Genomic DNA, 20,382 nt, shown 5'->3' on the forward strand with positions numbered 1-20,382 from the left:
GGTGATTCCTTGGCGCGCAGCTTCGCCCAGTTGGCTCGCGCAGCCGAGCAGGGCAACCGCACCGTTCAGGTGCCGAAGGAGCCCCTCGAAACGCCGCCGCTGCCGATCCACACACTCGGCTCCAGGGAGCTGCGCACCAGCGCCAGGCGGATCAGCAAGGTCGACGAGGGCATCCGTGACCTCGCACGCGACATGCTGCGCAGCATGTACAGCGCCCAGGGCATCGGACTGGCGGCCCCACAGGTGGGCGTCCACAAGCAGCTGTTGGTGATCGATCTCGACATCGAGGAGGCATCCACCCCACCGCTGGTGCTGATCAACCCCGAGATCACCGCTTTCGGCTCCTCGCTGAACACCTATGAGGAGGGCTGCCTCAGCATTCCCAAGGTCTATCTGAACGTGGTGCGTCCCTCGATCGTGGAGGTGAGCTACCGCGACGAGCTGGGCCGGCCGAAGCGCCTCAAGGCGGATGGGTTGCTGGCCCGCTGCATCCAGCACGAGATGGATCATCTCAACGGCGTGCTGTTCGTCGATCGCGTCACCGATGAGTTGAGCCTCAACGAAGGCCTCAAGCAGCAGGGGTTCGACCGCCGCGACGTCCAGTCGATCCGCTGAGCCCCCCCTATTCGCTGAAACAGCCATGGAGATGAAACCTCTGGCCGGGCTGTTCCTGGCCGTCGCCTGCGTGCTCGGCATCGCCGCCACCGGCTCGGTGTTCGAGCTGGCCTACGGCGATCCCGATCTCGGCGTGCAGACCACCCGCTGGATCCTGGGAGCGAGCCTGCCTGGCACCGTGATCGCGCTGCTGGTGGCGATTCGCATCAACAAGCCCGCCTGAAGATCCGGGACGTCCGCAGGAGCATCCGAGTCCGGATCCCACGGTGCATCGGCGGAGGTCACCACGGTGATCGGCGCCATGGCCTGCGGCCCGGCGACCGCGAAGACGTGCCTGCAGGACGAGGCGCATCTTGCAAGCAACCCCTCCGGGGGCTCGGGGACGGCGCACGCGATGCGGATTCGCGATGGCTCATCCGCACTCCCTGAAGGCCGCTCCTGCCTCCGCGAGGCAGGACAGCTGCCCCTCGGAGCAGGCCGAGGGGAGCTCCTTCCAGAGCTCTGCTGAACCCAAGGGCTCATCCGGGTGGACTTGATTCATGCCGCTTTTTTGATGGCCTTAACCGCACCTGGGTGCCGCCCGTGCTGGTGGAAGTAGGCAGACGTTCCCCTCTGGGAAGGCAGGTCGGGACTCCGTGCCTGAGCTGCGGAGCGACATGGGTCAAACCTGCCGAGCTGAGAGCTTCCGGCATCAGCAGCGGCATTGCCCTGGGCTTGTCGTCATGCCTTCGACCCCGCCCGTCGCGGGCCGCGTTCCGGGGCGGTGCCGGTCCGCAGGCCGGCCTCCCGCTCTCCGGCCGCGAGTGAGACCAGGCTCCGGTTTGCATACGATTCACCCTGCTCCTCACCCCGGCAGCGTCGTGACCCTCTCCCTGAGATCCGGGCGGCTGCGCCGCTCGCCCCTCGCCGCCCTCGCCCTGCTGCTGGGGCTGACCGCGGCGCTCCCCAGCCAGCGCGCCAGTGCCCAGCAGGCCCTCTTCGGGGCCCTCGAGGTGGAGCAGCAGCGGTTCGTGCTCGTGGCCGCGCCGATCGGCAGCAGCGGCAGCCGCTACCAGCTCAATATCTACGAGCAGATCAACGACCGCCGGCCCTGTTTCGCCACCGGCAGCGCCCTGCCTGCGCCGGTCAACCCACTGCTGGCGACCTTCGACTTCACCGGCATCTGCGGCCGCTACATCGACGCCAACGGCTATTCCCTGCGGGTGGGCGGCACGGACCTGGCCACCTCCTACCGCCTGATGGTCCGCACCGATGCGACGGGCACCCTGCTGGTGGCCCTGCCCACCAAGTCCTGGGCCGGTCCCGAGATGATCGTGGCCCGCTCCGGCGGACCGATCGGCGGGTTCCACAAGCTTGAGCCTGAACCGGGCTGGCGCCTGATGCGTCGCACCTATGGCGGCCGCAGGCTCGGCCATCTGTACGTCTACAGCGACAGCTGGCCGGTCGCCGCCATCGACGGCGCCGCCCCTGCTGCGGCATCTCCCCCTCGGGAGCGTCCCGCCGGCAGCCCCATGACTCCTGCCCCTGCCGCCGCGGGAACGGCCTCCCCGGCAGCCCTTGAGCCTGGGGGCGGTTCCGGCACCGCCGCCTCGCCCGGCTCTGCTGGGGCGATGGAGCCCCAGAGCGGCGCGCCCGCCGCGGTCGACGGTGGCCGGGCTCCGGCCATGCCGACCCCGCCACCGAACCTCTGAGAGCGGGCGGTCGGGCGCTTGCTACATTTCCAGACTCCGCATCTCCCAGCAGCACTTCATGACCCAGGTCACGGTCGGTGAAAACGAAGGCATCGAGTCGGCGCTGCGTCGCTTCAAGCGCCAGGTGTCCAAGGCCGGCATCTTTGCGGATCTGAAGCGACTGCGCCATCACGAGACGCCGACGGAGAAGTACAAGCGCAAGGCCCAGCAGCGCCGCCGTCGCCGCTGAGCCGCCGCCAGGCTTTCTCTGTCTGTACTCCCCATAAGCACTCCTTCAAGGGCCCTCCAGGTCACTTCGCCTGGAGGGCCCTGTTGCTGTCCGGACCCACGACGGGGTTCATGCGCCGTCCGGTGGACGTCCGGGACCGACTCCCCGGCCGTGACCGATTGGGTGCCCCGAGCATCAGCTGGGTCCGCTGGGCTGATCTTCCAGGTTCACTGCGCAGCTCTGGGGAAGGACTCCAGGACCCCGGCCCTGTCTGGGTGGCCTGCTCTCCCAGGTGAGTGCGGGCCCGGCCACAGAGCACGGCAGGTCCTGCGCCCCTGTCCTCCCGGGAGCGGAGCTGTCACAGCTGCGCGAGTCGCTGCCGAGGCGGCGCCGGAACCGGTGCTTCTACCTGTTCCCGATCCCTGACAGACGACCCATGCTGATGGGACCCACGCGCGTCCAGGCCATGGCCCAGGTCCCTGTCTCTCCCGGCGATTCCTCCAGCGCCGCCCTGCTCCGCACCGCCACCGGTACGGGCCTGGCAGGGTTCGGGGCCTGGCTGGCGGACATGCTCAATCACGCCTTCGGCAATCCCCGTGAGGAGGCGGCTCATCAGCCGCCGCTGGTCGGAGTGCAGCCCTACCGCGACCGCCCCCAGCGCCGTCGCCGTTTCTGAGGGGTCTGCACCTGCGGATTCGCTTCTGTTCCCCACGTGTTCCTCGTTCTTCTGATCGCCCCCGCCGCTTCTGTGGTGGGGGTGTCGCGCCTTCAGGTGTTCATCAGATCAAAACTGCGGTAGGTCAGCGCTTCGCTGATCGCCTCGGGCCTGATCTGCTCCTGCTCCGCCAGGTCGGCGATCGTGCGCGCCACCCGCAGGAGCCGCAGCCCGGAGCGGGCCGAGAGGCGCCGCTGCTCCACGGCCCGCTGCCACAGCTGGTGTGCCGCGCCGCTGAGCTGGATCACCGTCGCCAGCTGCTCGCCGTCGAGGGCGCCGTTGCAGCGGCCGCCGGGATTGCGGGCCCGCATCCGATCGCGCGCAAGCCGGACCCGAGCGGCCACCCTTGCGCTGGTTTCCGGTGTTGTCGTTTCATCGGCCCCCCACCGTCCGCCCAGGTTGCCTGCGGGTTCGGGGTGGTTCCTGGCTGATCCTCCGCTGTCGCTCGCCGTGCCGGAGCCGAGCCAGGTCGCATCGCTGCCGTTGTGCATGGTGCTGTCCCCGCGGTGCTGGGAGCCTCTCTCGCTGCTGCTGCCGGCCGCCGCGCAGGAATTCGGCCGGCGGGCGAATGGAGCGGCCAGGGCGGCGCTGGAGGGGCGCCGCATCAGCACCTGCAGGTCGAGCCGATCGAGCAGGGGGCCGGAGAGGCGTCCCCAGTAGCGGCGGCGCAGGCCCTCGCCGCAGTCACAGCCCCCGTCGTCATCGCCGTAGCGGCCGCAGGGGCAGGGATTGGTGGCCGCCACCAGGGTGACGCGACAGGGGAAGCGGCAACGCTGGCGGGCACGGCTGATCAGCACCTCCCCCTCCTCGAGCGGTTGGCGCAGCAGATCGAGGATGTCGCGGCGGAATTCGGCGAGCTCATCGAGGAACAGGACCCCGTGGTGGGCCAGGCTCAGCTCCCCCGGCATGGGCAGGGAGCCGCCGCCGATCAGAGCCGCCCCCGAGCAGCTGTGATGGGGGCTGCGGAAGGGGCGGCGGCTGATCAGACCGTCCTGCTGCTCCAGCAGGCCCGCCACCGAGTGCAGGCGCGTCACCTCCAGGGCCTCGGCACGCTCCAGTGGTGGCAGCAGACCAGGCAGCCGTCGGGCGAGCATCGTCTTGCCGCTGCCCGCTGCTCCCACCAGCAGCAGGTGGTGCCCCCCCGCGGCCGCGATCTCCAGGGCACGGCGTCCGTGGGTGGCGCCGCGCACCTCCGCCAGATCCGGTCCCGACCGCTCCTGGGGCGAGGGCGCCGGTGGCGCTGCGGTCGGGACACGATCGGGCAGGCTCAGCAGGGTCAGCACGCCCTCCAGATCGGCGGGGCCCCATACCCGCAGCCCCTCCACCAGGGCCGCCTCCGAGGCGTTGGCGGCCGCCACCACCAGACCGCGGGCACCCGCCTGCTGGGCGGCCATTGCCATCGCCAGCACGCCGCGGATCGGTCGCAGCCGGCCGTCGAGCCCCAGCTCCGCGGCGCTCCAGATGCCCTCCAGCCGCTCCGGCGCCAGCTGACCGCTGGCCACCAGCAGGCCCAGCGCGATCGGAAGATCGAAGCCGGGGCCCGCCTTGCGCAGATCGGCCGGAGCGAGGCTCACCACCACGCGGGTGAGGGGCACCTTCAGGCCGCTGTTGCGCAGGGCGGCCCGCACCCGTTCCCGCGCCTCCTGCACCGCGGCATCGGGCAGGCCCACCAGCTGCAGACCCGGCAGCCCCGGACCGATGTCCACTTCCACGTTCACCTCCACGGCCTCCAGGCCGCGCAGGGCCGAACCGCTGCAACGCGCCAGCATCTCCGTCACCTCCATCCCGACCTCTGTTCAGTGCCACCGCCTGTCCCATCGCCAGTGCGGACGGGCGTTCCAGGGGGGGGGTGGCCCCGCTGCCTTCCGTTCCACAGCGCTGCCCTTCTCACCGTGCAGCCTTGCGTCGCTTCGTGCTTCGCTGGCAGTGGCGAGGGCTGCCTCACCCGTCCCTTGCTCCTCCCACCCCTCACCGCCGCCGGCGGTGTCTGCCGATGACCAGCGAAACCCAGGGCGGCGACACGATCTTCGGGCGCATCCTGCGCGGCGAGATCCCCTGTGACGCCGTCCACAGCGACGAGCACTGCCTGGCGTTCCGGGATGTGGCGCCGCAGGCCCCGGTGCATGTGCTGGTGATTCCGCGCCGGCCGATTCCGCGCCTCGCCGATGCCGGTGAGGACGATCAGGCCCTGCTCGGCCATCTGCTGCTGGTGGCGGCCCGGGTGGCCCGCCAGGAGGGCCTGGAGGATTTCCGACTGGTGGTCAACAGCGGCGCCGGAGCGGGGCAGACGGTGTTCCATCTGCACGTGCACGTGCTCGGAGGTCGCCCGATGGCCTGGCCTCCGGGCTGAGCGGTCCGCGGATCCACCCCAGCCGGCGCGTGCCGGGGCTCCAGCGGCGACAATGCCTGACATCCGCGTCCATCCATGGCACCCCTGAAGGCGTTGCGTGAGCAGCTGGGCAAGCTGCAGCGCCTGGCTCAGCCCTATTTCCTTCCCCTCGATGGCGGCGGTGCCGGAAGCGGCTGGCAGTTTCTGCTCCTGATGGTGGCGATGGTGGCGGTGGTGGTGGGCACCACCCTGCTCCTGCTCACCGGTGCGGTGGCCCTCAGCGGCGCCGTGATTCCTGAGCTCCAGGCCCGCTTCCTGCCCGGGGTGCCCGAGTGGGTGGCCGGGATCTGGGCCGGCCCCTTCGGCAAGGGGGTGATGGGCTGCTTCATCGCCGGCGTGCTGGCCTTCGTGCTGCTGCGGCATCGGCTGCGTCAGGGCCGCTGGGTGCCGTGGCTGCTGCTGGCGCTGATCGTGCTGCTGATCCTGGTGATCAACGGCATCAACGTGGGCATCAGTTTCGTGGCCCGCAATATCGATAATGCCCTGGTCGCCTACAAGCAGGACGAGTTCTGGAAGATCGTCGCCATCTACGCCGGCTGTCTCGTCTTCGCCCTGCCGATCCGCGCCCTGCAGAGCTATCTGGTGCCCAAGCTCGGCCTGCTCTGGCGCCAGTGGCTGACCAGCCGTCTGATCGGCCGCTACCTGGAGAATCGCGCTTATTACATCCTCAATCCCAACGACGAAAGCCAGGAGGAGATCGATAACCCAGACCAACGCATCTCTCAGGACGCGAATAGCTTCACGGCCCAGAGTCTCGCGTTCACGGTGGGTGTGTTCGAGGCGCTGCTCACCTTCGTGAGCTTCGTGATCGTGCTCTGGACGATCAGCAGTCAACTGGCCTTGGTGCTTCTGTCCTATTCGGTGATCGGCACCGGCGTGATCGTGTTCGCCGGCCGGCGTCTGGTCTTCCTCAACAACCGCCAGCTGAAGCTCGAGGCCGACTTTCGCTATGGCCTGGTGCACATCCGCGATAACGCCGAAGCGATTGCCTTCTACAAAGGAGAGGACGTCGAGCGTCGCGAGGCCGATCGCCGGCTCGGTGGTGCGATCGCCAACTTCGACCGCCTGATCGTCTGGAGTGCCCTGATCACGGTGATTCAGCGCTCCTACGATTACTTCTCGCGCTTCCTGCCCTGGCTGGTGATCGCGCCCCTCTATTTCGCCAAGGAGAAGGATTTCGGGGTGTTCGGACAGGCGGGCATCGCCTTCTCGCAGGTGTTCTTCTCAGTCAGCTTCATCGTCAACAACATCACTGAGCTGGCCTCCTTCTCGGCCTCGATCAGCCGCCTTGAGGGCTTCCAGACCAAGGTTGAGAAGATCAGCGGCCTGATCAGTCGTGCGGAGGTCACGGCAGCGTCGCCGCCGGCGGCGGCTGCGGCCGGCCCCGCTTCGATCCTCGTCGAGCATGCCGATCTGGTGCCGCCCCGCAGCACACGGCGTCTGATCCACGACCTCAGCCTCAGCATCTCCCCGGACCAGCGGCTGCTGGTCGTCGGGCCTTCCGGTTGCGGCAAGACCTCCTTCCTGCGCCTGATCAGTGGGCTGTGGAGCCCCGAGAGCGGCCGGGTGCAGCGGCCTCCCGAGGGAGAGCTGCTGTTCATCCCCCAGAAGCCCTACATGCTTCTGGGCAGCCTGCGCGAACAGCTCTGCTACCCGCAGTCGCCCGATCGCTTCAGTGACGATCAACTGCGCCATGTCCTGGAGCAGGTGTACCTGCCGGATCTGGTCCAGCGCTACCCGGACCTCACCGTCAAGCAGGACTGGCCGCGGCTGTTGTCGCTCGGCGAGCAGCAGCGCCTCGCCTTCGCGCGCCTGCTGCTCAACGGTCCTCGCTTCGTGGTGCTGGACGAGGCCACCAGCGCCCTCGATGTCACCACCGAGAAGAAGCTGTATCAACTCCTGGTGCAGCGGGAGATGGCCTTCGTCAGCGTCGGCCACAGGCCCACGCTCACGGAGTATCACGACACGGTGCTGGAGCTCGACGGCCAGGGCTCCTGGCGCCTCCTGCCGGCCGCCGGCTATAGCTTTGGCCTGGAGTCCGCCAGGCCAGGTTGAGCCCGGTCGTTCTCCAGCCCCCGCCCCCGGTGCCGTTCAGGGCCCAGGCCATCAGCATCGGGCACCGCAACACCGTTGAGACACTCCCTGTGAGAACGTCCCTCACGGTCACTCCACCCTCCCCCTTCCGGATCCCTGCGCATGAGCGAGAGCGCCGCCCCTTCCCCGGCGACTCCTGACGGGAGTCACCAGCCCCCAGCCACCAGCGCCACCACGGGCGATGTGCCCGCCTTCGGCTGGAGTGCCTATGCCGAGCGCATCAATGGCCGTTTCGCCATGCTCGGCTTCGTGGCGGTGCTGCTGGTTGAAGCCCTCAGCGGCGACACCTTCCTCCACTGGGCCGGTCTGGTGCCCTGAACCGGCCAGGGCTCAGCTCTGCACGGCCTGGATGCTGCAGCCCCGGTCAGCGCCTGTCAGGGGTGTGGTGTGTTGAACAGCAACCCTCTGAGCGCGTCGCCTTCGGCCGCGTGAGGGTGCTCATCAGGGGAGCGTGATCAGGTCGAGTTGCCACAGTCCGTTGCGGCTCACCTCCACAGCCAGGGTGCGCCCCTCGGCATCCAGGGCCACGCGCCTGGGCACCCCATCGGGTTGCAGTGGAACCGGCTCAAGGCTGGCCAGGTTGCGCCGGTAGACCACCACCTCGGTGCGTCCCTGGCGATGCCGCACCAGCGCCAGTCGTTCGCCGCGGGCATCGCTGGCCACGCTCAGGGGCTGGGCGTCGGGTCGGTTGAGGCCGGGCAGGGGGATCGGCAGACGGCTGCGCAGATCCACCAGCACCACCTGTTGGCGGCCTCCCCGTCCGCTGATCAGGGCCAGCACCGTTTCCCCCAGGGCGGGAGCCCGGCCGCTGCCCGCCTGCTCCACCGCCCGGTCCAGTTCCGGCAGGGGGCGGCCCGTCTCCGCCATGCAGCCGCCCAGGCCCAGCAGCAGGGCAGTGACCATGGGCAGGAGGGCCAGCGGCAGCAGGGCCGCGATCTCGCGCCATCCGCCCCTGTCGCCGAGCGTGACATCCCAGCGGTGTGGCTGCTCCGGTGTTGTCAGCCCTCGGCCACCACAGAGGCCGTGCCGCCCAGCAGCAGCCGGCTGCTGAGGTCCTGAGGTCATCGGGGGGGCTTCGCTCTCGCTCATGGCACCTGCGGGCCAGGCCCGCCTCCAGAGACCCGCAGGCCTCCAGGCAGGTCGGGCTCAAGCAGGCCGCTCAGATCGAACAGGCGCAGGCTGGAGCGCCCGTCACGCCACACCTCGATCGCCAGGGTGTGGCCCTGCGGCGAGAGGCTGAGCCGTTCGGCCTCCTGGCCGGGCGGCAGGGGGAGGCGATGCAGCTGGCCACTGGCACGGTCCCAGACCACTGGCAGGGACCGCTGCCCCTGCTGGACGAGCAGGGCGAGGTAGCGGCCATTGCGGCTGAGCGAGGGGGAGCGATGCGGCGTCCAGCGGTTGAGCGGACCCATCGGCAGCAGGCGGCCGGAGGGCTGCTCCTGCAGCACCACGGTGGGCCGGCCCCCGCGCGGCATCACGCTGGCCAGGATCCGTCCCTGACCGCTGAGGGCGGGATCCTCCCGGTTCCGATCGCCCAGTGAGGCGGTGCCGGCATTGCGGCGCAGGCCGGGCCAGAAGCTGCAGGCGGAGAGGCTCAGGGTCAGGCCGACCAGCATCACGGCCAGGAGCATCCGGGCTGCCGGCGGGAGGCTCTTGGGGGCGCAGCGGCTCATGGTCTCTCCATGACAGGCCGCAGCGCGCGGGTGCGGCTCAGTCGTCGAAGCGGGAGCTGTTGTCGCGGCCGCTCTGAGCTGGCCCGGGCCGGGATGCACCGGAAGCCTGGGTGGTGCTGCCGCCTTCCAGGGGTGAGAAGTCGGCATCTCGCACGCCGGACTCCGCGCGGCTCTCACGCCGCAGGGGTGTCCCCTGCGGAATCCCCGGGCGGCCATCATTGCGAGCGGTCTCGGCTCCGAGGTTCGAACGACTGGATGCAGAGGCGCCTTCCGAGGGCCGGCGCCCTGATCGTGACATCACCTCGCTGCTCGGAACCGGACGGCTGCCGCGGCGAGGCTCAGGTCCGCTCTCCCGTTCCTGGCGTCGGGCCCCGAAGGGTGTGGAGCCGGATCTGGTGCCGCCGGCGCTGTAGCGGGACCCCAGGGAGCGGCTGTCTGCTGCCGCCGGTTCACCCCAGCCCGCAGAGCCACGGCCTCCGGGACCCCGGCCACCCTCCTCGGGGGGGAGATCGCGGCGGGGACCGTCCCAGTCCTCGGGTTCGCCGCGACGGCTGGCGGCACGTTCGGGGATGGCAGCTCGACTGGCGCGACGCGGGCGGTAGAAGTCCTCCTCCTCCTCCTCGCGGGAGCGGATCCGCCGTCGCACCGGTTCGCTCTGGTCGAGGCGCTCCCGATCCCAGTCCGAACCACCGCCGAGGCCGCCACGGGGCCGCAACGGCACTGGCTCTTCGTCTTCGAAATAGGCGGAACGGCGCGCCTGCTCGGTGGTGACGCCGCGCAGGCGCACACTTTCGTAGGCAAAGAAGACGGTGCTGCCGGCGAGCAGGAACTGGCCGAACTGCAGGATCGGGTCCAGGCGCCAGCCCTGGAAGAAGAGGATGCCGCCGCAGAGCAGGCCGACGGCCGCAAAGAAGACGTCGTAATCCCGGGCAAGCGCGGGCTTGAAGTTCCGCACGAAGTAGAGAACGGCCCCACCCACCGCCAGCACGATGCCGACGATCGAGGCCCAGTTCAGAGCGGCATTGACCAAGGCGGACCCTCGTGGGCGATCAGCGATGGCTCACTCTAGGCCTGGCGTCGAGACGCCCTGGGTCGGTGGTTTCAGCGTCGCCGCCGGCATCGATGCTGCTCAGGCCCTGCGACGTCCGCCGTCGATGCCTCGGCGGATGAGAGACCAGGCGGGACGAGCCGCCTTCGGAATTGCTGAAGCGCTGGTGGTTCAGACCGTTCGCCCGGTTTTCGGATGGGGGCCTGAGGATGGCCTGTGTCGGATCCCCATCAGGGCGACAGGGCCTGATCCAGCACAGTGGTCCGATCCCGCTGCTGTCCGCTCCGGATCGGAGCCTGGGCTCCTGATTCCCCTGGGCTGGAGCCGGAACGGGTGGCGGCGGGTCAGGGCCTTGGCTGAAAAGCCCCGCTCCCCGGACCCCGACGCCGGGGGTCGGCAGGGAGGCGGGGCTGACGATCGGTGCGGCTGAAGCCGGGGTGGCCGGCTCGCCGATCAGAGGCGGCGGTCGAGCCGGTCGTTCTGGCTGATCAGAAAGAGGGCGATGCTGATCGGAATGACCACGATCACCGCACCCCAGACGAGACTGCTCAGAAAGTTGGCCAGGGAGGGGGTCATGGCGCTCGATCGGGCGAGTGACTCGGGTGATCTTAGGCAGCACCCCCCTGCTCCCTACGATCAGGGACTGCCTGCTTAGAGCTTTGTGACGGCGCCGGTTCTCTCGCCTCAGGTCCTGCTGCCCGTGCTGCACAGCGCCGTGGGCCTGCTGCTGGGGGCCTGGACCCTGCTGTTCCTGTTCCGCATCGTGCTCACCTGGTATCCCCAGGTCGATCTCAGTCAGGGGGCGATGCGCCTGATCGGGGTGCCCACCGAGTTCCTGCTGGCCCTCACCCGCCGTCTGATCGCGCCGATCGGCGGCGTCGATGTCACGCCGGTGGTCTGGGTGGGGCTGATCAGCCTGGTGCGTGAACTGCTGGTGGGCCAGCAGGGCCTGCTCACCCTGGCGCTGCTGCGCAGCCAGTCCCTGGCCTGAAACCGGGCTTCAGAGCATCTCCTGCTCGACGAACTTGGTGTGCACATCGCCCATCTGGAATTCGCGGCGATCGAGCAGCGCCAGGTGGAAATCGATCGTGGTGGGGATCCCGGTGACGGCGCACTCGGAGAGGGCGCGGCGAAGGCGTCGCAGGGCATGCTCCCGGTCCACCCCCCAGACGATCAGCTTGCCGATGAGCGAGTCATAGAAGGGAGGGATCTCATAGCCGGTATAGACGTGGCTGTCGATGCGCACGCCGGGGCCGCCGGGGGGTAGCCAGCCGGTGATCCGACCGGGAGCGGGGCGGAAGTTGTGGGCGGGGTCCTCGGCGTTGATGCGGCACTCGATCGCATGGCCCTGGATCCGCACGTCCTCCTGGCGGAAGCTGATCGGCTCGCCGCCGGCGATGCGCAGCTGCTCGGCGATCAGATCGATGCCCGTGACCATCTCGGTGACCGGGTGCTCCACCTGGATGCGGGTGTTCATCTCCATGAAATAGAAGGCGCCATGGCGGTCCACCAGGAACTCCACGGTGCCGGCACCCTCGTAGCCGATGCTGCGTGCGGCCGCCACGGCCGCCTCTCCCATGCGTCGCCGCAGTTCAGGATCGAGGCCGGGGCTGGGGGCTTCCTCGAGCAGCTTCTGGTGGCGACGCTGGATCGAGCAGTCGCGCTCTCCGAGGTGCACCACGTTCCCGTGTCGGTCGGCGAGCACCTGCACCTCGACGTGTCGGGGCCGCTCGATGAACTTTTCCATGTAGAGGCCCGGGTTGCCGAAGGCCGCCTCGGCTTCGCCCTGGGCGCCGCGGAACAGGCTCTCCAGTTCGGCGGCAGACGGCACCAGGCGCATGCCGCGCCCACCGCCCCCGGCGGTGGCCTTGATCATCACGGGGTAGCCCATCCGCTCGGCCACCACCGCCGCTTCGGCGGGGCTCTCCAGCAGGCCCTCGCTGCCGGGAATGGTCGGCACCCCCACGCCCTGCATCGTCGCCTTGGCGGTGGACTTGTCGCCCATGGCCAGGATCGACGCGGGGGAGGGGCCGACGAAGGTGATGCCGTGATCGAGGCACTTCTCAGCGAAGTCGGCGTTCTCCGCCAGGAAGCCGTAACCGGGGTGGATGGCGTCGGCACCCCGTGAGGTGGCGGCCGCCAGGATGTTGGGCACGTTGAGATAGCTGCGGCTGCTGGGCGCGTCGCCGACACACACCGCCTCATCGGCGAGCTGCACGTGCAGGGCGTTGCGATCCACCGTGCTGTGCACCGCGACGGTGGGGATCCCGAGTTCTCGGCAGCTGCGCAGGATTCGCAGGGCGATTTCGCCCCGATTGGCGATCAGCAGTTTGCCGATGGGCATCCGTGCGCGTGCTGCCGTAGCTGAGACAGGCCGCCTGGGACTGTATCAGCGCTGTCACTGCGCTCCCTGGTGGGAGACCGCCCCGGGCCAGTGGGTATAGTGCCGGGGTCGGGCAGTTTCACTGCCTCGCAATCCTGCCCCAGGGCAGATCCCTCAGCGGCATGGCCGCATTCACCGTTCCTGACTGCCATCGGCTTCAGGTCGGATCTCCGGTCAACGGCCAAAGCCGTTGTCCACTCTTGGTCGCCATCCTGCGATCATGCACACCGCGCGGATGTGGTGGAATTGGTAGACACGCACGTTTGAGGGGCGTGTGACTTCGGTCTTGCGAGTTCAAGTCTCGCCATCCGCATTTCTGTTCTTGTCCGTTGGCTCCTTCCTCCGGTCAGAGCCATGGTTCCGGCGAGGCGGCCGGAGGCCTGGATCGCCGGGACGAGTCGTCAGCGCTCCCTGGTTCCGTTCTGTCCGGCGAAGCTCTTCAGGGCGAAGCATCTCTCTCCGACGCTCTCCAGAGGGTGGTCCCCGCACCGGTCCCATCCACGGTTGAGGGGGATGAGCCGGCCCTGATCGTGCTGGTCAGCAATGGCCCCGGGGAGCTGAGCACCTGGGTGCGTCCCCTGGCACGCCTGCTGCACCGCCGATTGGCGCTGCGTCCGCTGGTGCCCGGTGCCTCCCTGGGGCTGCGCCTGGTGCTGGTGCCCTGTCCCAACGCCACCGGCAGCGAACACCGCGTCGCTTCCGCCTGGGGGCTGTTCGATCAGGTGCTGCCGGCCCGGCGCTTCTGGCCCCTGTTGTTGCAGCCCCGCCGCCACGGCAGCTGGCCCCGCCATGGGGTGGTGGTGTTCCTGGGCGGCGACCAGTTCTGGACGGTGCTGCTCTCGGCACGCCTCGGCTACCGGCATCTCACCTATGCCGAGTGGGTGGCCCGTTGGCCGCGCTGGAACGACCGGGTGGCGCTCATGGGGCCCGCGGCGGCCGCTCGGCTGCGACCCCGCTGGCGCGACCGATCCTGGGAGGTGGGAGATCTGATGGCGGATCTCTCCGAGGCCTCCCGCAGCGATGAGCCCCTCGCCGGTGGGCCCTGGGTGGCGCTGCTGCCCGGCTCGAAGCGGGCGAAACTGCAGGTGGGCGTTCCCTTCCTGCTGGAGACCGCCGATCGCCTGGCGGCCCTGCGGCCCGGCTGCCGCTTCCTTCTGCCCCTGGCGCCGACCACCACCGTGGCGGAGCTGCAGGCCCTCGCCGGTGCTGCCAACCCGGTGGCTCGCCACTACGGGGCGGGGGTGCCGCTGCGGCAGGGGAACCGGCTGATCACGCCGGCGGGCACCGAGATCCTGCTGTGCGAGCAGCATCCGGCCCATGGCTCCCTGAGCCAGTGCAGCCTGGCGCTCACCACGGTGGGCGCGAACACCGCCGAGCTGGGGGCGCTCGGGGTGCCGATGATCGTGCTGGTGCCCACCCAGCACCTGCAGGTGATGCAGGCCTGGGATGGCTGGCTGGGGCTGGTGGCGCGGCTGCCGCTGCTGCGGCGGCTGATCGGTGTGGCGCTCACCGCCTGGCGATTGCGGCACCGGGGCTTTCTCGCCTGGCCCAACATCTCCGCCGGCCGCCTCGTGGTGCCCGAACGGGTGGGGGCGATCGAGCCGGCCGCGATTGCTGCCGAGGCCGCCGACTGGCTGGATCACCCCACCCGGCTGGCGGCCATGGCCGAGGACCTGCGCAGCCTGCGCGGCCGGCCCGGCGCGGTGGCGGCCCTGGCGGACCTGGTGGCGGAGCTGCTGCCAGCCGGTGCTGTGCAGCGACCGCCCGGCTAGGGTCCGGCCACCCCCCTGACCCGCTGATGTCGGATTCCAACCAGAACCCCCCCGCCTCCGCCTGCGGCGTCGAGAGCGGCCTGGCACGGGGCGCCGAGGAGGAGGTGTGGCGTCAGAAGCTCACCCCTGAGCAGTTCCGCATCACCCGACAGGGCGGCACCGAGCGCGCCTTCACCGGCGAGTACTGGAACCACAAGGGAACCGGTGTCTATCGCTGCGTCTGCTGCGGCACGGAGCTGTTCAGCTCCGCCACCAAGTTCGATTCGGGCACCGGCTGGCCCAGCTTCTGGGATGGGATGGAACCTGGTGCGATCAGCACGCTCACAGATCGCAGCCACGGCATGGTGCGCACCGAGATCCGCTGCAACGCCTGCGACGCCCATCTGGGTCATGTCTTCCCCGATGGGCCGCCGCCCACCGGTCAGCGTTACTGCGTCAATTCGGCCTCGCTGCAGTTCGAGCCCCGCTGATCCCAGGGGCGATCTGTCTCGCTGGCCGGCCCGGTCTCAACCTGGGCCGGCCAGCGATGAGACCGACGCGGCACGCATCCCAGTCCAGACGGAACCCTCGCCGCCTGGATCAGCACGGCTACCAGGGATCGTCGAGCACCTCCGGTTCGACGTCGATCGGTTCGCGCACATCGCGCCGTGAGCTCTGGGGCCGGCGGCCGGCCTCGAGGCTGTCGCGGCCGGACCGGTCCTCGGCATCCTTGCCCTGGGGGGTGGCTGGCCCTGGGTAGGAGTCCGCTGGCCTGGCCTGCGGAGCAACCGAAGCCTCCAGCGGTTGGCGTCGAGGGGAGGACCACTCCTCGGCTGCGGCGGCCTCTGCTGACGTGCGGGCGGGCCTGTCGTTGCGTGTGTCCCGGGGTGGTTCAGGCGCGTAGCGGGGGCGGTCCTCGGCAGGGCTGGTGCCGCGTTCACTCGCCGCGGGCTCGCGGGGCAGTGCCAATCGCTCGCGCTCTGGATCCTCCCAGCGCCTGGGGAGCCCCTCTGGTGCTGCGTCACGGCCCTGATCACGGTCACCCCAGGAACGCGGTTCGAACCGATCGTCGCCGTCCTCCTCAAGATCCCTGTCAGTCGCCCGGTCGGGACGTCGGCGCGGTGCCCCGTATCCAGGGTCCCGATCCGCTTCACGCCAGCGATCCTGGGGATCGAAACGCTCGTCGGTACCTCGCTCGTCGTACCCACGCTCTTCGTTGTCGTCGTCGTAGCGCGCGCCCCTGGACCGGCCTCCGACCTCCGAGCGTCCATAGGCCGGATCGCCATAGGAATCGATGCGCCGCGAGGGAGCCTGGTCGCGTTCGTCCTCGTCGAGGTACAGGCGTTGGCGCAGGGGTTCGCGCTCGCGACGCTCCTCCAGCTCCACATAGTCGAGTTCCGACTCCGGCAGCACGGCGCGGCTGGTGGCCGGCTGGATGCGGCGTTGTTCCAGGGCGCTGGGAGCACCGGCCGGCAGCTGGTTCTCGGCCGGGATCATGCCGCTGCGGAAGCGTTCGCGCTCCTCCTGCTCCCAGCTGCTGCCGCCGATGCCAAGCTTCTCGAGCAGGCCCGTGCCCAGTTGCTTGAGTTTCTCATCGGCGCCCTCGTAGACGATGATCCGATCGGTGCCGCTGCTGACGATCTCCCCCACGGCCAGTTCCCAGGTGCTCAGCACGCCTTCGCCGAGCAGCGGAACGCCCAGGGCGCCGATCACCAGGGTGGAGAGCTCACCGGTTTCGATGTCGAAGCTGAACCCCAGCACCCGTCCGAGCGTCACACCCGATTCGGTGATCACCTGGCAGTTGATCACCTTGCTGTAGCGCTCCGGGTTGAACGTCTCGGAGAGCGAGTCGGCGGAATCGACCAGGATCACGTCACCCACCTGGCGGATGCTCTCCAGCGGCATCCAGCGGGGCAGGCCGGGCAGGAAGCGGGTCAGTGGGTTGTCGCGCAGCCCCAGGGCCACCACTTCGCGACGATCGATGTCGACCACCACTTCGCCCACGACGCCCAGACGTCGCCCGCTGTCGCGGGTGATCACCTGGGTGCCCATCAGCTCGGAACGCAGCCAGAGACGATCGCTCGGTGCGGGAGCGCTGGGATCCGTCGCCGGCGGGATGGAGGAGCTCAAGACACGGGCTTCAGTCGGCCCATTGTGAACCACCCCGCCAGTCAGGCCGCCGGCGGCAATCCGACCACCTGGGTATGGGCGCCGCGGGCCTGGGTGACGCCGATGGTGCGGGTGGCGGCGGCGATCATCGGCCGCCGGTGGCTGACCACCAGAAACTGGGCGCCGCCGGCCTGGCTGGCGATCAGGGCGGCCAGGCGCTCGACGTTGACGCCATCGAGGAAGCTGTCCACTTCATCGAGTGCATAGAAGGGCGAGGGGCGGAAACGCTGCAGGGCGAACAGGAAGCTGAGCGCCGTGAGCGACTTCTCGCCGCCGGACATCGAGGCCAGTCGCCTGACCGCCTTGCCGCGCGGATGGGCCACCAGGGTCAGGCCCCCCTCCAGCGGATCGTCGGGATTCTCCAGCTGCAGGTGGCCCTCGCCGTCGGAGAGTCCGGCGAAGATCGTGCGGAAGTGGCCGTCCACTTCGCGGAAGGCCTCCAGGAAGGCCTCCAGCCGCAGGGTGGCGACGGTCTCGATGCGCAGCAGCAGCTCCTCGCGCTCCTTGCGCAGCACCTCCAGCCGCTCCTCCAGTTCCGCCAGCCGCTGCTCCAGTTCCTCCAGCTCCTGAAGCGCCAGCATGTTCACCGGCTCCAGCGCCTCCATGCGCTGCTGCACACGCCTGAGCTCCTCCTGCAGCGCCTCCAGCCCCGCCGCTCGCACCTCTTCGCTCAGGACAGGCCGTGGATCGGGCAGGTCCTTGTTCAGTTGCTCCAGTCGCAGGGCCTCGCTGCGCTGCTCCTCGGCGAGGGCCTGGCTCTCCTCCTGCATGTGCTGCAGGTCCCACTGGCGCTGCTGCAGAGCCTGGCGCCGACGGCCCAGGTCGGCCTCGGCGCTGTCGCGGGCGCGGCGCTTCTCGCCGAAGCTGGCGGACAGTGTGCTCTGCAGCGTCTCCAGTTCGGCGCGGCGCTGCTGATCAGCCTGCTGGCGCTGCTTCCACTGTTCCCGCTCGCTCACCAGAGCGCGCACGTCCTCCGCGAGACGCAGCTCGTCGCGGGACAGGGCGGCGGCTTCGCTCTCGAGCCGTTCGGCCGCCAGAGCCCGCTCCCGCCTCTGAGCCAGCAGGCCGTCGCGCTCCTGACGCGCCTGGCTCAGGGCCTGGTCCGCCGCCTCCAGGTCGGCCTGCAGGCCCTGCCAGCGTTCGCTGTCGCCGCTGCGGCTGGCCTCTGCCTCGGCGCGCTCCAGGGCCGCCAGCTGCTGCTCCAGCGGGGTGATCGCCGCAGCCAGCTCCTCGAGCCGCTGGGCATCCTCCTGACGGGAGACCTGAAGCTGTTCCAGCCGCTTCTGCCGTTGCAGGGCGCGCTGGCGCTGGGGGTCGAGCTGGCGCTGGGCGCCGCTGCGTTCGGCCTGCACCGCCGCCTGACGCCGCTGCCGCTCCTGCAGCCGGGGGCGGGCCTGCTCCAGCTCCTGAAGCAGCTCGGCCTCGCGGCGCCGGCAGGCCAGCAGCGTCTCGCCCAGTTCCAGCAGGCGGCGCCGCAGCGGTTCGGCCTCGTCGCGTTCGCCGCCGCTGCCGAAGCTCAGCTGGCCGGAGCGCTGCTGCAGGCTGCCGCCGGTCATGGCACCGCTCTTCTCGAGCAGCTCGCCTTCGAGCGTGACGGCACGGCAGCGCCCCAGCTCGCGGCGGGCGCTGGTCAGGTTGTCGAACACCAGCGTGTCGCCGAAGACGTAGCGGAACACCTCGGCGTAGACCGGCTCATGCCGCACCAGATCGACCGCCCGGCCGATCAATCCGCCGCCGGTTCCCGCGCCGGGCCCGCCGCCACGCTGCAGAGCGGCGCTGCTGCCGCCTGCCGAGCCGCCACCACGGATCCTGTTGAGCGGCAGGAAGGTGAGACGGCCGGCACGGCGGCTCTTGAGCAGGTCGATGGCCCGGGCGGCGATGCGATCGTCGTCGACCACCACCTGGCCCAGGCGGGCGCCGGCGGCGACCTCCAGGGCGACGCGGTGCCGCTCCTCCACCTCGCCAAGCTGGGCCACCGGCCCGTGGATTCCCTCCAGGCCCGCCTCCAGCAGCAGTCGCAGGGCGCCGGTGCCACGGCTTTCCTGCAGGGTGTCGCGGCGGCTGTCGGCCCGGGCGATGTCCCGTTCCAGGCCCGCCTGCTCCTGTTCCAGGCGGCTGCGGGTGCGCTGCTGCAGCGCCAGGCCTTCCGCCAGCTCCTGGATGCGGCTCTGCTCGGCCTGCAGTTCCCGTTCGAGCTGGCCGGCCTCCTGCTCGAGGCCCGCGAGACGGTGCTCCGCTTCCTGCCAGCCGCTCTGCTCCTGCTGCTGTTCGGCGCTGAGCTCAGTGAGGCGCTCCTCCCCCTGCCGCAGCCGCTCCTGGCGTTGCTGCCGCTCGGCCAGCAGGGGGCGGAGCTGCTCCTGGCACTCCTGGCGCTCACGGCTGCGGCGCTGCTGCTCCTCGAGCCAGCTGCCGGAGCGGCCCGCCACCTCTCCCAGGCGCCGGCGTGACAGCTCGACCGCCGCCTCCGCCTGGCGGCAGCGCTCCTCGGCGGCCTCCACGGCGGCAGCGTCATCGCTGTTCTGCAGCTCCTGGCGCAGCTGGCGCAGCTGGGTCTGCTTCTCCTGCAGCTGCTGCCGCTGGCCCTGCAGGGCCTCGGCCTGGCGCTGGTGCTGCTCCCCCTGGCGCTGCCGCTCGCGCTCGCTGGCCTCGAGACCGGCGAGTTCGCTCTGCACCGCCAGCAGCTTGTCCTCGCCCAGGTCGCGCACTTCGGCCTGCAGTTGCTCCAGCTGGCGTCCGGCCTCCTGCACGGCCGTCTCGGCGGCGGCGATCGCCTCCCGTTCCTGCACCTGGCGGCTGGCCAGCTGCTCCTGGCGGCCGGCCAGCTGCTGCAGATGGCGCTCGGCCGCCTCGACCACCAGCAGCTGCTCCTGGGCGCGGCCCTCCTGCAGACGTGTGCGCAGCTCCTGGTAGCTGCGGGCGCGGGCGCAGTCGCGTTCCAGCTTCTGGCGGCTGACCAGCAGCTCCTGCTCGACGATCGCGCAGCGCTCCTGCCGTTGCTGCACCTCGTCGAGCTTGCCGCGGGTCTGCTCGATGCGGCGGTCGAACAGCGCCACGCCGGCCAGTTCGTCGATGATGCCGCGACGCTCGCGGGCGCTCATCGTGACGATGCGGGTGACATCGCCCTGCATCACCACGTTGCTGCCCTCCGGGTCGACCCGCAGGCGGCGCAGCTGGGTCTGCAGCTGGGCGAGGTTGCAGGCGACGCCGTCGGCGCTGTAGCTGCTGCTGTACGTGCCACCGGGGGCCACCCGCAGGCGGCGGGTAACGCTCCAGCTGGTCTGGCCCGGATGGATCCAGGGGCCCTCCTCGGGTGCCTCCAGGTCGGCTTCGGCGGCGTCGGGCTGCCAGTCGCCCAGGTCGAAGTGCACCGTCACCGTGGTCTCGGCGGCGCGGCCGTCGCGCAGCATGGCGCTGTTGATCAGGTCCGGCAGGCGGTCGGCGCGCATGCCGCGGCTGCTGGCCAGGCCGAGGCAGAACAGGATGCCGTCGAGGATGTTGCTCTTGCCGGAGCCGTTGGGGCCGGTTACGACGCTGAAGCCGGGTTCCAGCGGGATCGTGACGGCGCCGCCGAACGACTTGAAGTGGTGAAAGTCGACCTGCTTGATGTGAACCAACAGGCCCGCGCGGCGAGCCCTCGGAATGTAGC

The 20,382-nt window shown here is 70.1% G+C and carries 18 protein-coding genes, 1 tRNA gene and 1 pseudogene; 12 read left to right on the forward strand and 8 right to left on the reverse strand.

Annotated features, from left to right (window positions below; translation table 11 throughout):
• The first annotated feature begins 9 nt into the window (after positions 1-9).
• The 5 genes from def to H8F25_RS13850 all read left to right on the forward strand — a co-directional run bounded on the left by def (position 10) and on the right by H8F25_RS13850 (position 3,190).
• A complete protein-coding gene (gene def, locus H8F25_RS13830; RefSeq protein WP_197210911.1) occupies positions 10-615 on the forward strand; it encodes a peptide deformylase in 606 nt (201 codons plus the stop codon).
• A gap of 25 nt (positions 616-640) precedes the next feature.
• Positions 641-838, forward strand: coding sequence for a hypothetical protein (locus H8F25_RS13835; RefSeq protein WP_197210912.1), 198 nt, complete (start codon positions 641-643; stop codon positions 836-838).
• Between the two features lie 637 nt (positions 839-1,475).
• Entirely contained in the window at positions 1,476-2,306 is an 831-nt protein-coding gene (locus tag H8F25_RS13840; protein WP_231596859.1) for a DUF3747 domain-containing protein, read from the forward strand.
• A gap of 58 nt (positions 2,307-2,364) precedes the next feature.
• Positions 2,365-2,535 carry a 30S ribosomal protein S21 gene (gene rpsU / locus H8F25_RS13845; RefSeq protein ID WP_006172073.1) on the forward strand — a complete coding sequence of 57 codons (171 nt, stop codon included), beginning with the start codon at positions 2,365-2,367 and terminating at the stop codon, positions 2,533-2,535.
• 445 nt (positions 2,536-2,980) lie between these two features.
• Positions 2,981-3,190 (forward strand): hypothetical protein, encoded by a 210-nt coding sequence (locus tag H8F25_RS13850; RefSeq protein WP_197214065.1) that lies wholly within the window; start codon positions 2,981-2,983, stop codon positions 3,188-3,190.
• Between the two features lie 92 nt (positions 3,191-3,282).
• Here the strand turns inward: H8F25_RS13850 and H8F25_RS13855 are convergent, their stop codons facing one another.
• Positions 3,283-4,998 (reverse strand): YifB family Mg chelatase-like AAA ATPase, encoded by a 1,716-nt coding sequence (locus tag H8F25_RS13855; protein ID WP_197213893.1) that lies wholly within the window; start codon positions 4,996-4,998, stop codon positions 3,283-3,285.
• A 224-nt stretch (positions 4,999-5,222) separates the two neighbouring features.
• Here H8F25_RS13855 and H8F25_RS13860 point away from each other — a divergent pair, with 224 nt between their 5' ends.
• From H8F25_RS13860 to H8F25_RS13870, 3 genes are all read left to right on the forward strand, one after another.
• Positions 5,223-5,579, forward strand: coding sequence for a histidine triad nucleotide-binding protein (locus H8F25_RS13860; RefSeq protein WP_197210914.1), 357 nt, complete (start codon positions 5,223-5,225; stop codon positions 5,577-5,579).
• Positions 5,580-5,654: 75 nt separating this feature from the next.
• Positions 5,655-7,673: an ABC transporter ATP-binding protein/permease gene (locus H8F25_RS13865; RefSeq protein WP_197210915.1), complete on the forward strand. Its 2,019-nt coding sequence runs from the start codon at positions 5,655-5,657 to the stop codon at positions 7,671-7,673.
• A gap of 141 nt (positions 7,674-7,814) precedes the next feature.
• The gene (locus H8F25_RS13870; protein WP_197210916.1) at positions 7,815-8,030 is read left to right on the forward strand and encodes a chlorophyll a/b-binding protein; all 216 of its coding nucleotides are present in this window, start codon (positions 7,815-7,817) and stop codon (positions 8,028-8,030) included.
• A 123-nt stretch (positions 8,031-8,153) separates the two neighbouring features.
• Here H8F25_RS13870 and H8F25_RS13875 read toward each other — a convergent pair whose 3' ends face one another.
• From H8F25_RS13875 to psbX, 4 genes are all read right to left on the reverse strand, one after another.
• Positions 8,154-8,777, reverse strand: a complete 624-nt coding sequence (locus H8F25_RS13875; RefSeq protein ID WP_231596860.1) for a hypothetical protein — start codon at positions 8,775-8,777, stop codon at positions 8,154-8,156.
• A 20-nt stretch (positions 8,778-8,797) separates the two neighbouring features.
• Entirely contained in the window at positions 8,798-9,385 is a 588-nt protein-coding gene (locus H8F25_RS13880) for a Tol biopolymer transporter periplasmic protein (protein ID WP_231596861.1), read from the reverse strand.
• Between the two features lie 37 nt (positions 9,386-9,422).
• Positions 9,423-10,415, reverse strand: a complete 993-nt coding sequence (locus H8F25_RS13885) for a Ycf66 family protein (protein WP_197210917.1) — start codon at positions 10,413-10,415, stop codon at positions 9,423-9,425.
• Between the two features lie 471 nt (positions 10,416-10,886).
• The gene (gene psbX / locus H8F25_RS13890; protein WP_197210918.1) at positions 10,887-11,009 is read right to left on the reverse strand and encodes a photosystem II reaction center X protein; all 123 of its coding nucleotides are present in this window, start codon (positions 11,007-11,009) and stop codon (positions 10,887-10,889) included.
• An 85-nt stretch (positions 11,010-11,094) separates the two neighbouring features.
• On the opposite strand from psbX, the gene H8F25_RS13895 reads away from it, so the two are divergent.
• Positions 11,095-11,424, forward strand: coding sequence for a YggT family protein (locus tag H8F25_RS13895; RefSeq protein WP_197210919.1), 330 nt, complete (start codon positions 11,095-11,097; stop codon positions 11,422-11,424).
• Between the two features lie 9 nt (positions 11,425-11,433).
• Here the strand turns inward: H8F25_RS13895 and accC are convergent, their stop codons facing one another.
• Entirely contained in the window at positions 11,434-12,777 is a 1,344-nt protein-coding gene (gene accC / locus H8F25_RS13900) for an acetyl-CoA carboxylase biotin carboxylase subunit (protein WP_197210920.1), read from the reverse strand.
• Between the two features lie 270 nt (positions 12,778-13,047).
• Between accC and H8F25_RS13905 the strand changes: the two genes are divergently transcribed.
• The 3 genes from H8F25_RS13905 (at position 13,048) to msrB (ending at position 15,058) form a co-directional block, all read left to right on the forward strand.
• Positions 13,048-13,129: transfer RNA gene (locus H8F25_RS13905), tRNA-Leu, on the forward strand.
• A gap of 163 nt (positions 13,130-13,292) precedes the next feature.
• Complete coding sequence (locus H8F25_RS13910; protein ID WP_197210921.1) at positions 13,293-14,588, forward strand: glycosyl transferase; 1,296 nt, start codon at positions 13,293-13,295, stop codon at positions 14,586-14,588.
• A 26-nt stretch (positions 14,589-14,614) separates the two neighbouring features.
• Positions 14,615-15,058 (forward strand): peptide-methionine (R)-S-oxide reductase MsrB, encoded by a 444-nt coding sequence (msrB, locus tag H8F25_RS13915; protein WP_197210922.1) that lies wholly within the window; start codon positions 14,615-14,617, stop codon positions 15,056-15,058.
• 502 nt (positions 15,059-15,560) lie between these two features.
• Here the strand turns inward: msrB and H8F25_RS18220 are convergent.
• Positions 15,561-16,697 (reverse strand): annotated as a pseudogene (locus H8F25_RS18220) (PRC-barrel domain-containing protein); the annotation flags it as partial.
• A 41-nt stretch (positions 16,698-16,738) separates the two neighbouring features.
• The gene (gene smc, locus H8F25_RS13925; protein ID WP_197210923.1) at positions 16,739-20,350 is read right to left on the reverse strand and encodes a chromosome segregation protein SMC; all 3,612 of its coding nucleotides are present in this window, start codon (positions 20,348-20,350) and stop codon (positions 16,739-16,741) included.
• Positions 20,351-20,382 lie beyond the last annotated feature (32 nt).

The organism is Synechococcus sp. CBW1004 (genome assembly GCF_015840715.1).
GTDB lineage: Bacteria > Cyanobacteriota > Cyanobacteriia > PCC-6307 > Cyanobiaceae > Cyanobium.

What these genes read in the sequence shown, in the direction of transcription:
- H8F25_RS13835 (WP_197210912.1), top strand. Translation starts at nt 641, where the DNA reads ATGGAGATGAAACCTCTGGCCGGGCTGTTCCTGGCCGTCGCCTGCGTG.
- rpsU (WP_006172073.1), top strand. Translation starts at nt 2,365, where the DNA reads ATGACCCAGGTCACGGTCGGTGAAAACGAAGGCATCGAGTCGGCGCTG.
- H8F25_RS13850 (WP_197214065.1), top strand. Translation starts at nt 2,981, where the DNA reads ATGGCCCAGGTCCCTGTCTCTCCCGGCGATTCCTCCAGCGCCGCCCTG.
- H8F25_RS13855 (WP_197213893.1), bottom strand. Translation starts at nt 4,998, where the DNA reads ATGCTGGCGCGTTGCAGCGGTTCGGCCCTGCGCGGCCTGGAGGCCGTG.
- H8F25_RS13860 (WP_197210914.1), top strand. Translation starts at nt 5,223, where the DNA reads ATGACCAGCGAAACCCAGGGCGGCGACACGATCTTCGGGCGCATCCTG.
- H8F25_RS13865 (WP_197210915.1), top strand. Translation starts at nt 5,655, where the DNA reads ATGGCACCCCTGAAGGCGTTGCGTGAGCAGCTGGGCAAGCTGCAGCGC.
- H8F25_RS13870 (WP_197210916.1), top strand. Translation starts at nt 7,815, where the DNA reads ATGAGCGAGAGCGCCGCCCCTTCCCCGGCGACTCCTGACGGGAGTCAC.
- H8F25_RS13875 (WP_231596860.1), bottom strand. Translation starts at nt 8,777, where the DNA reads ATGACCTCAGGACCTCAGCAGCCGGCTGCTGCTGGGCGGCACGGCCTC.
- H8F25_RS13880 (WP_231596861.1), bottom strand. Translation starts at nt 9,385, where the DNA reads ATGAGCCGCTGCGCCCCCAAGAGCCTCCCGCCGGCAGCCCGGATGCTC.
- psbX (WP_197210918.1), bottom strand. Translation starts at nt 11,009, where the DNA reads ATGACCCCCTCCCTGGCCAACTTTCTGAGCAGTCTCGTCTGGGGTGCG.
- accC (WP_197210920.1), bottom strand. Translation starts at nt 12,777, where the DNA reads ATGCCCATCGGCAAACTGCTGATCGCCAATCGGGGCGAAATCGCCCTG.
- msrB (WP_197210922.1), top strand. Translation starts at nt 14,615, where the DNA reads ATGTCGGATTCCAACCAGAACCCCCCCGCCTCCGCCTGCGGCGTCGAG.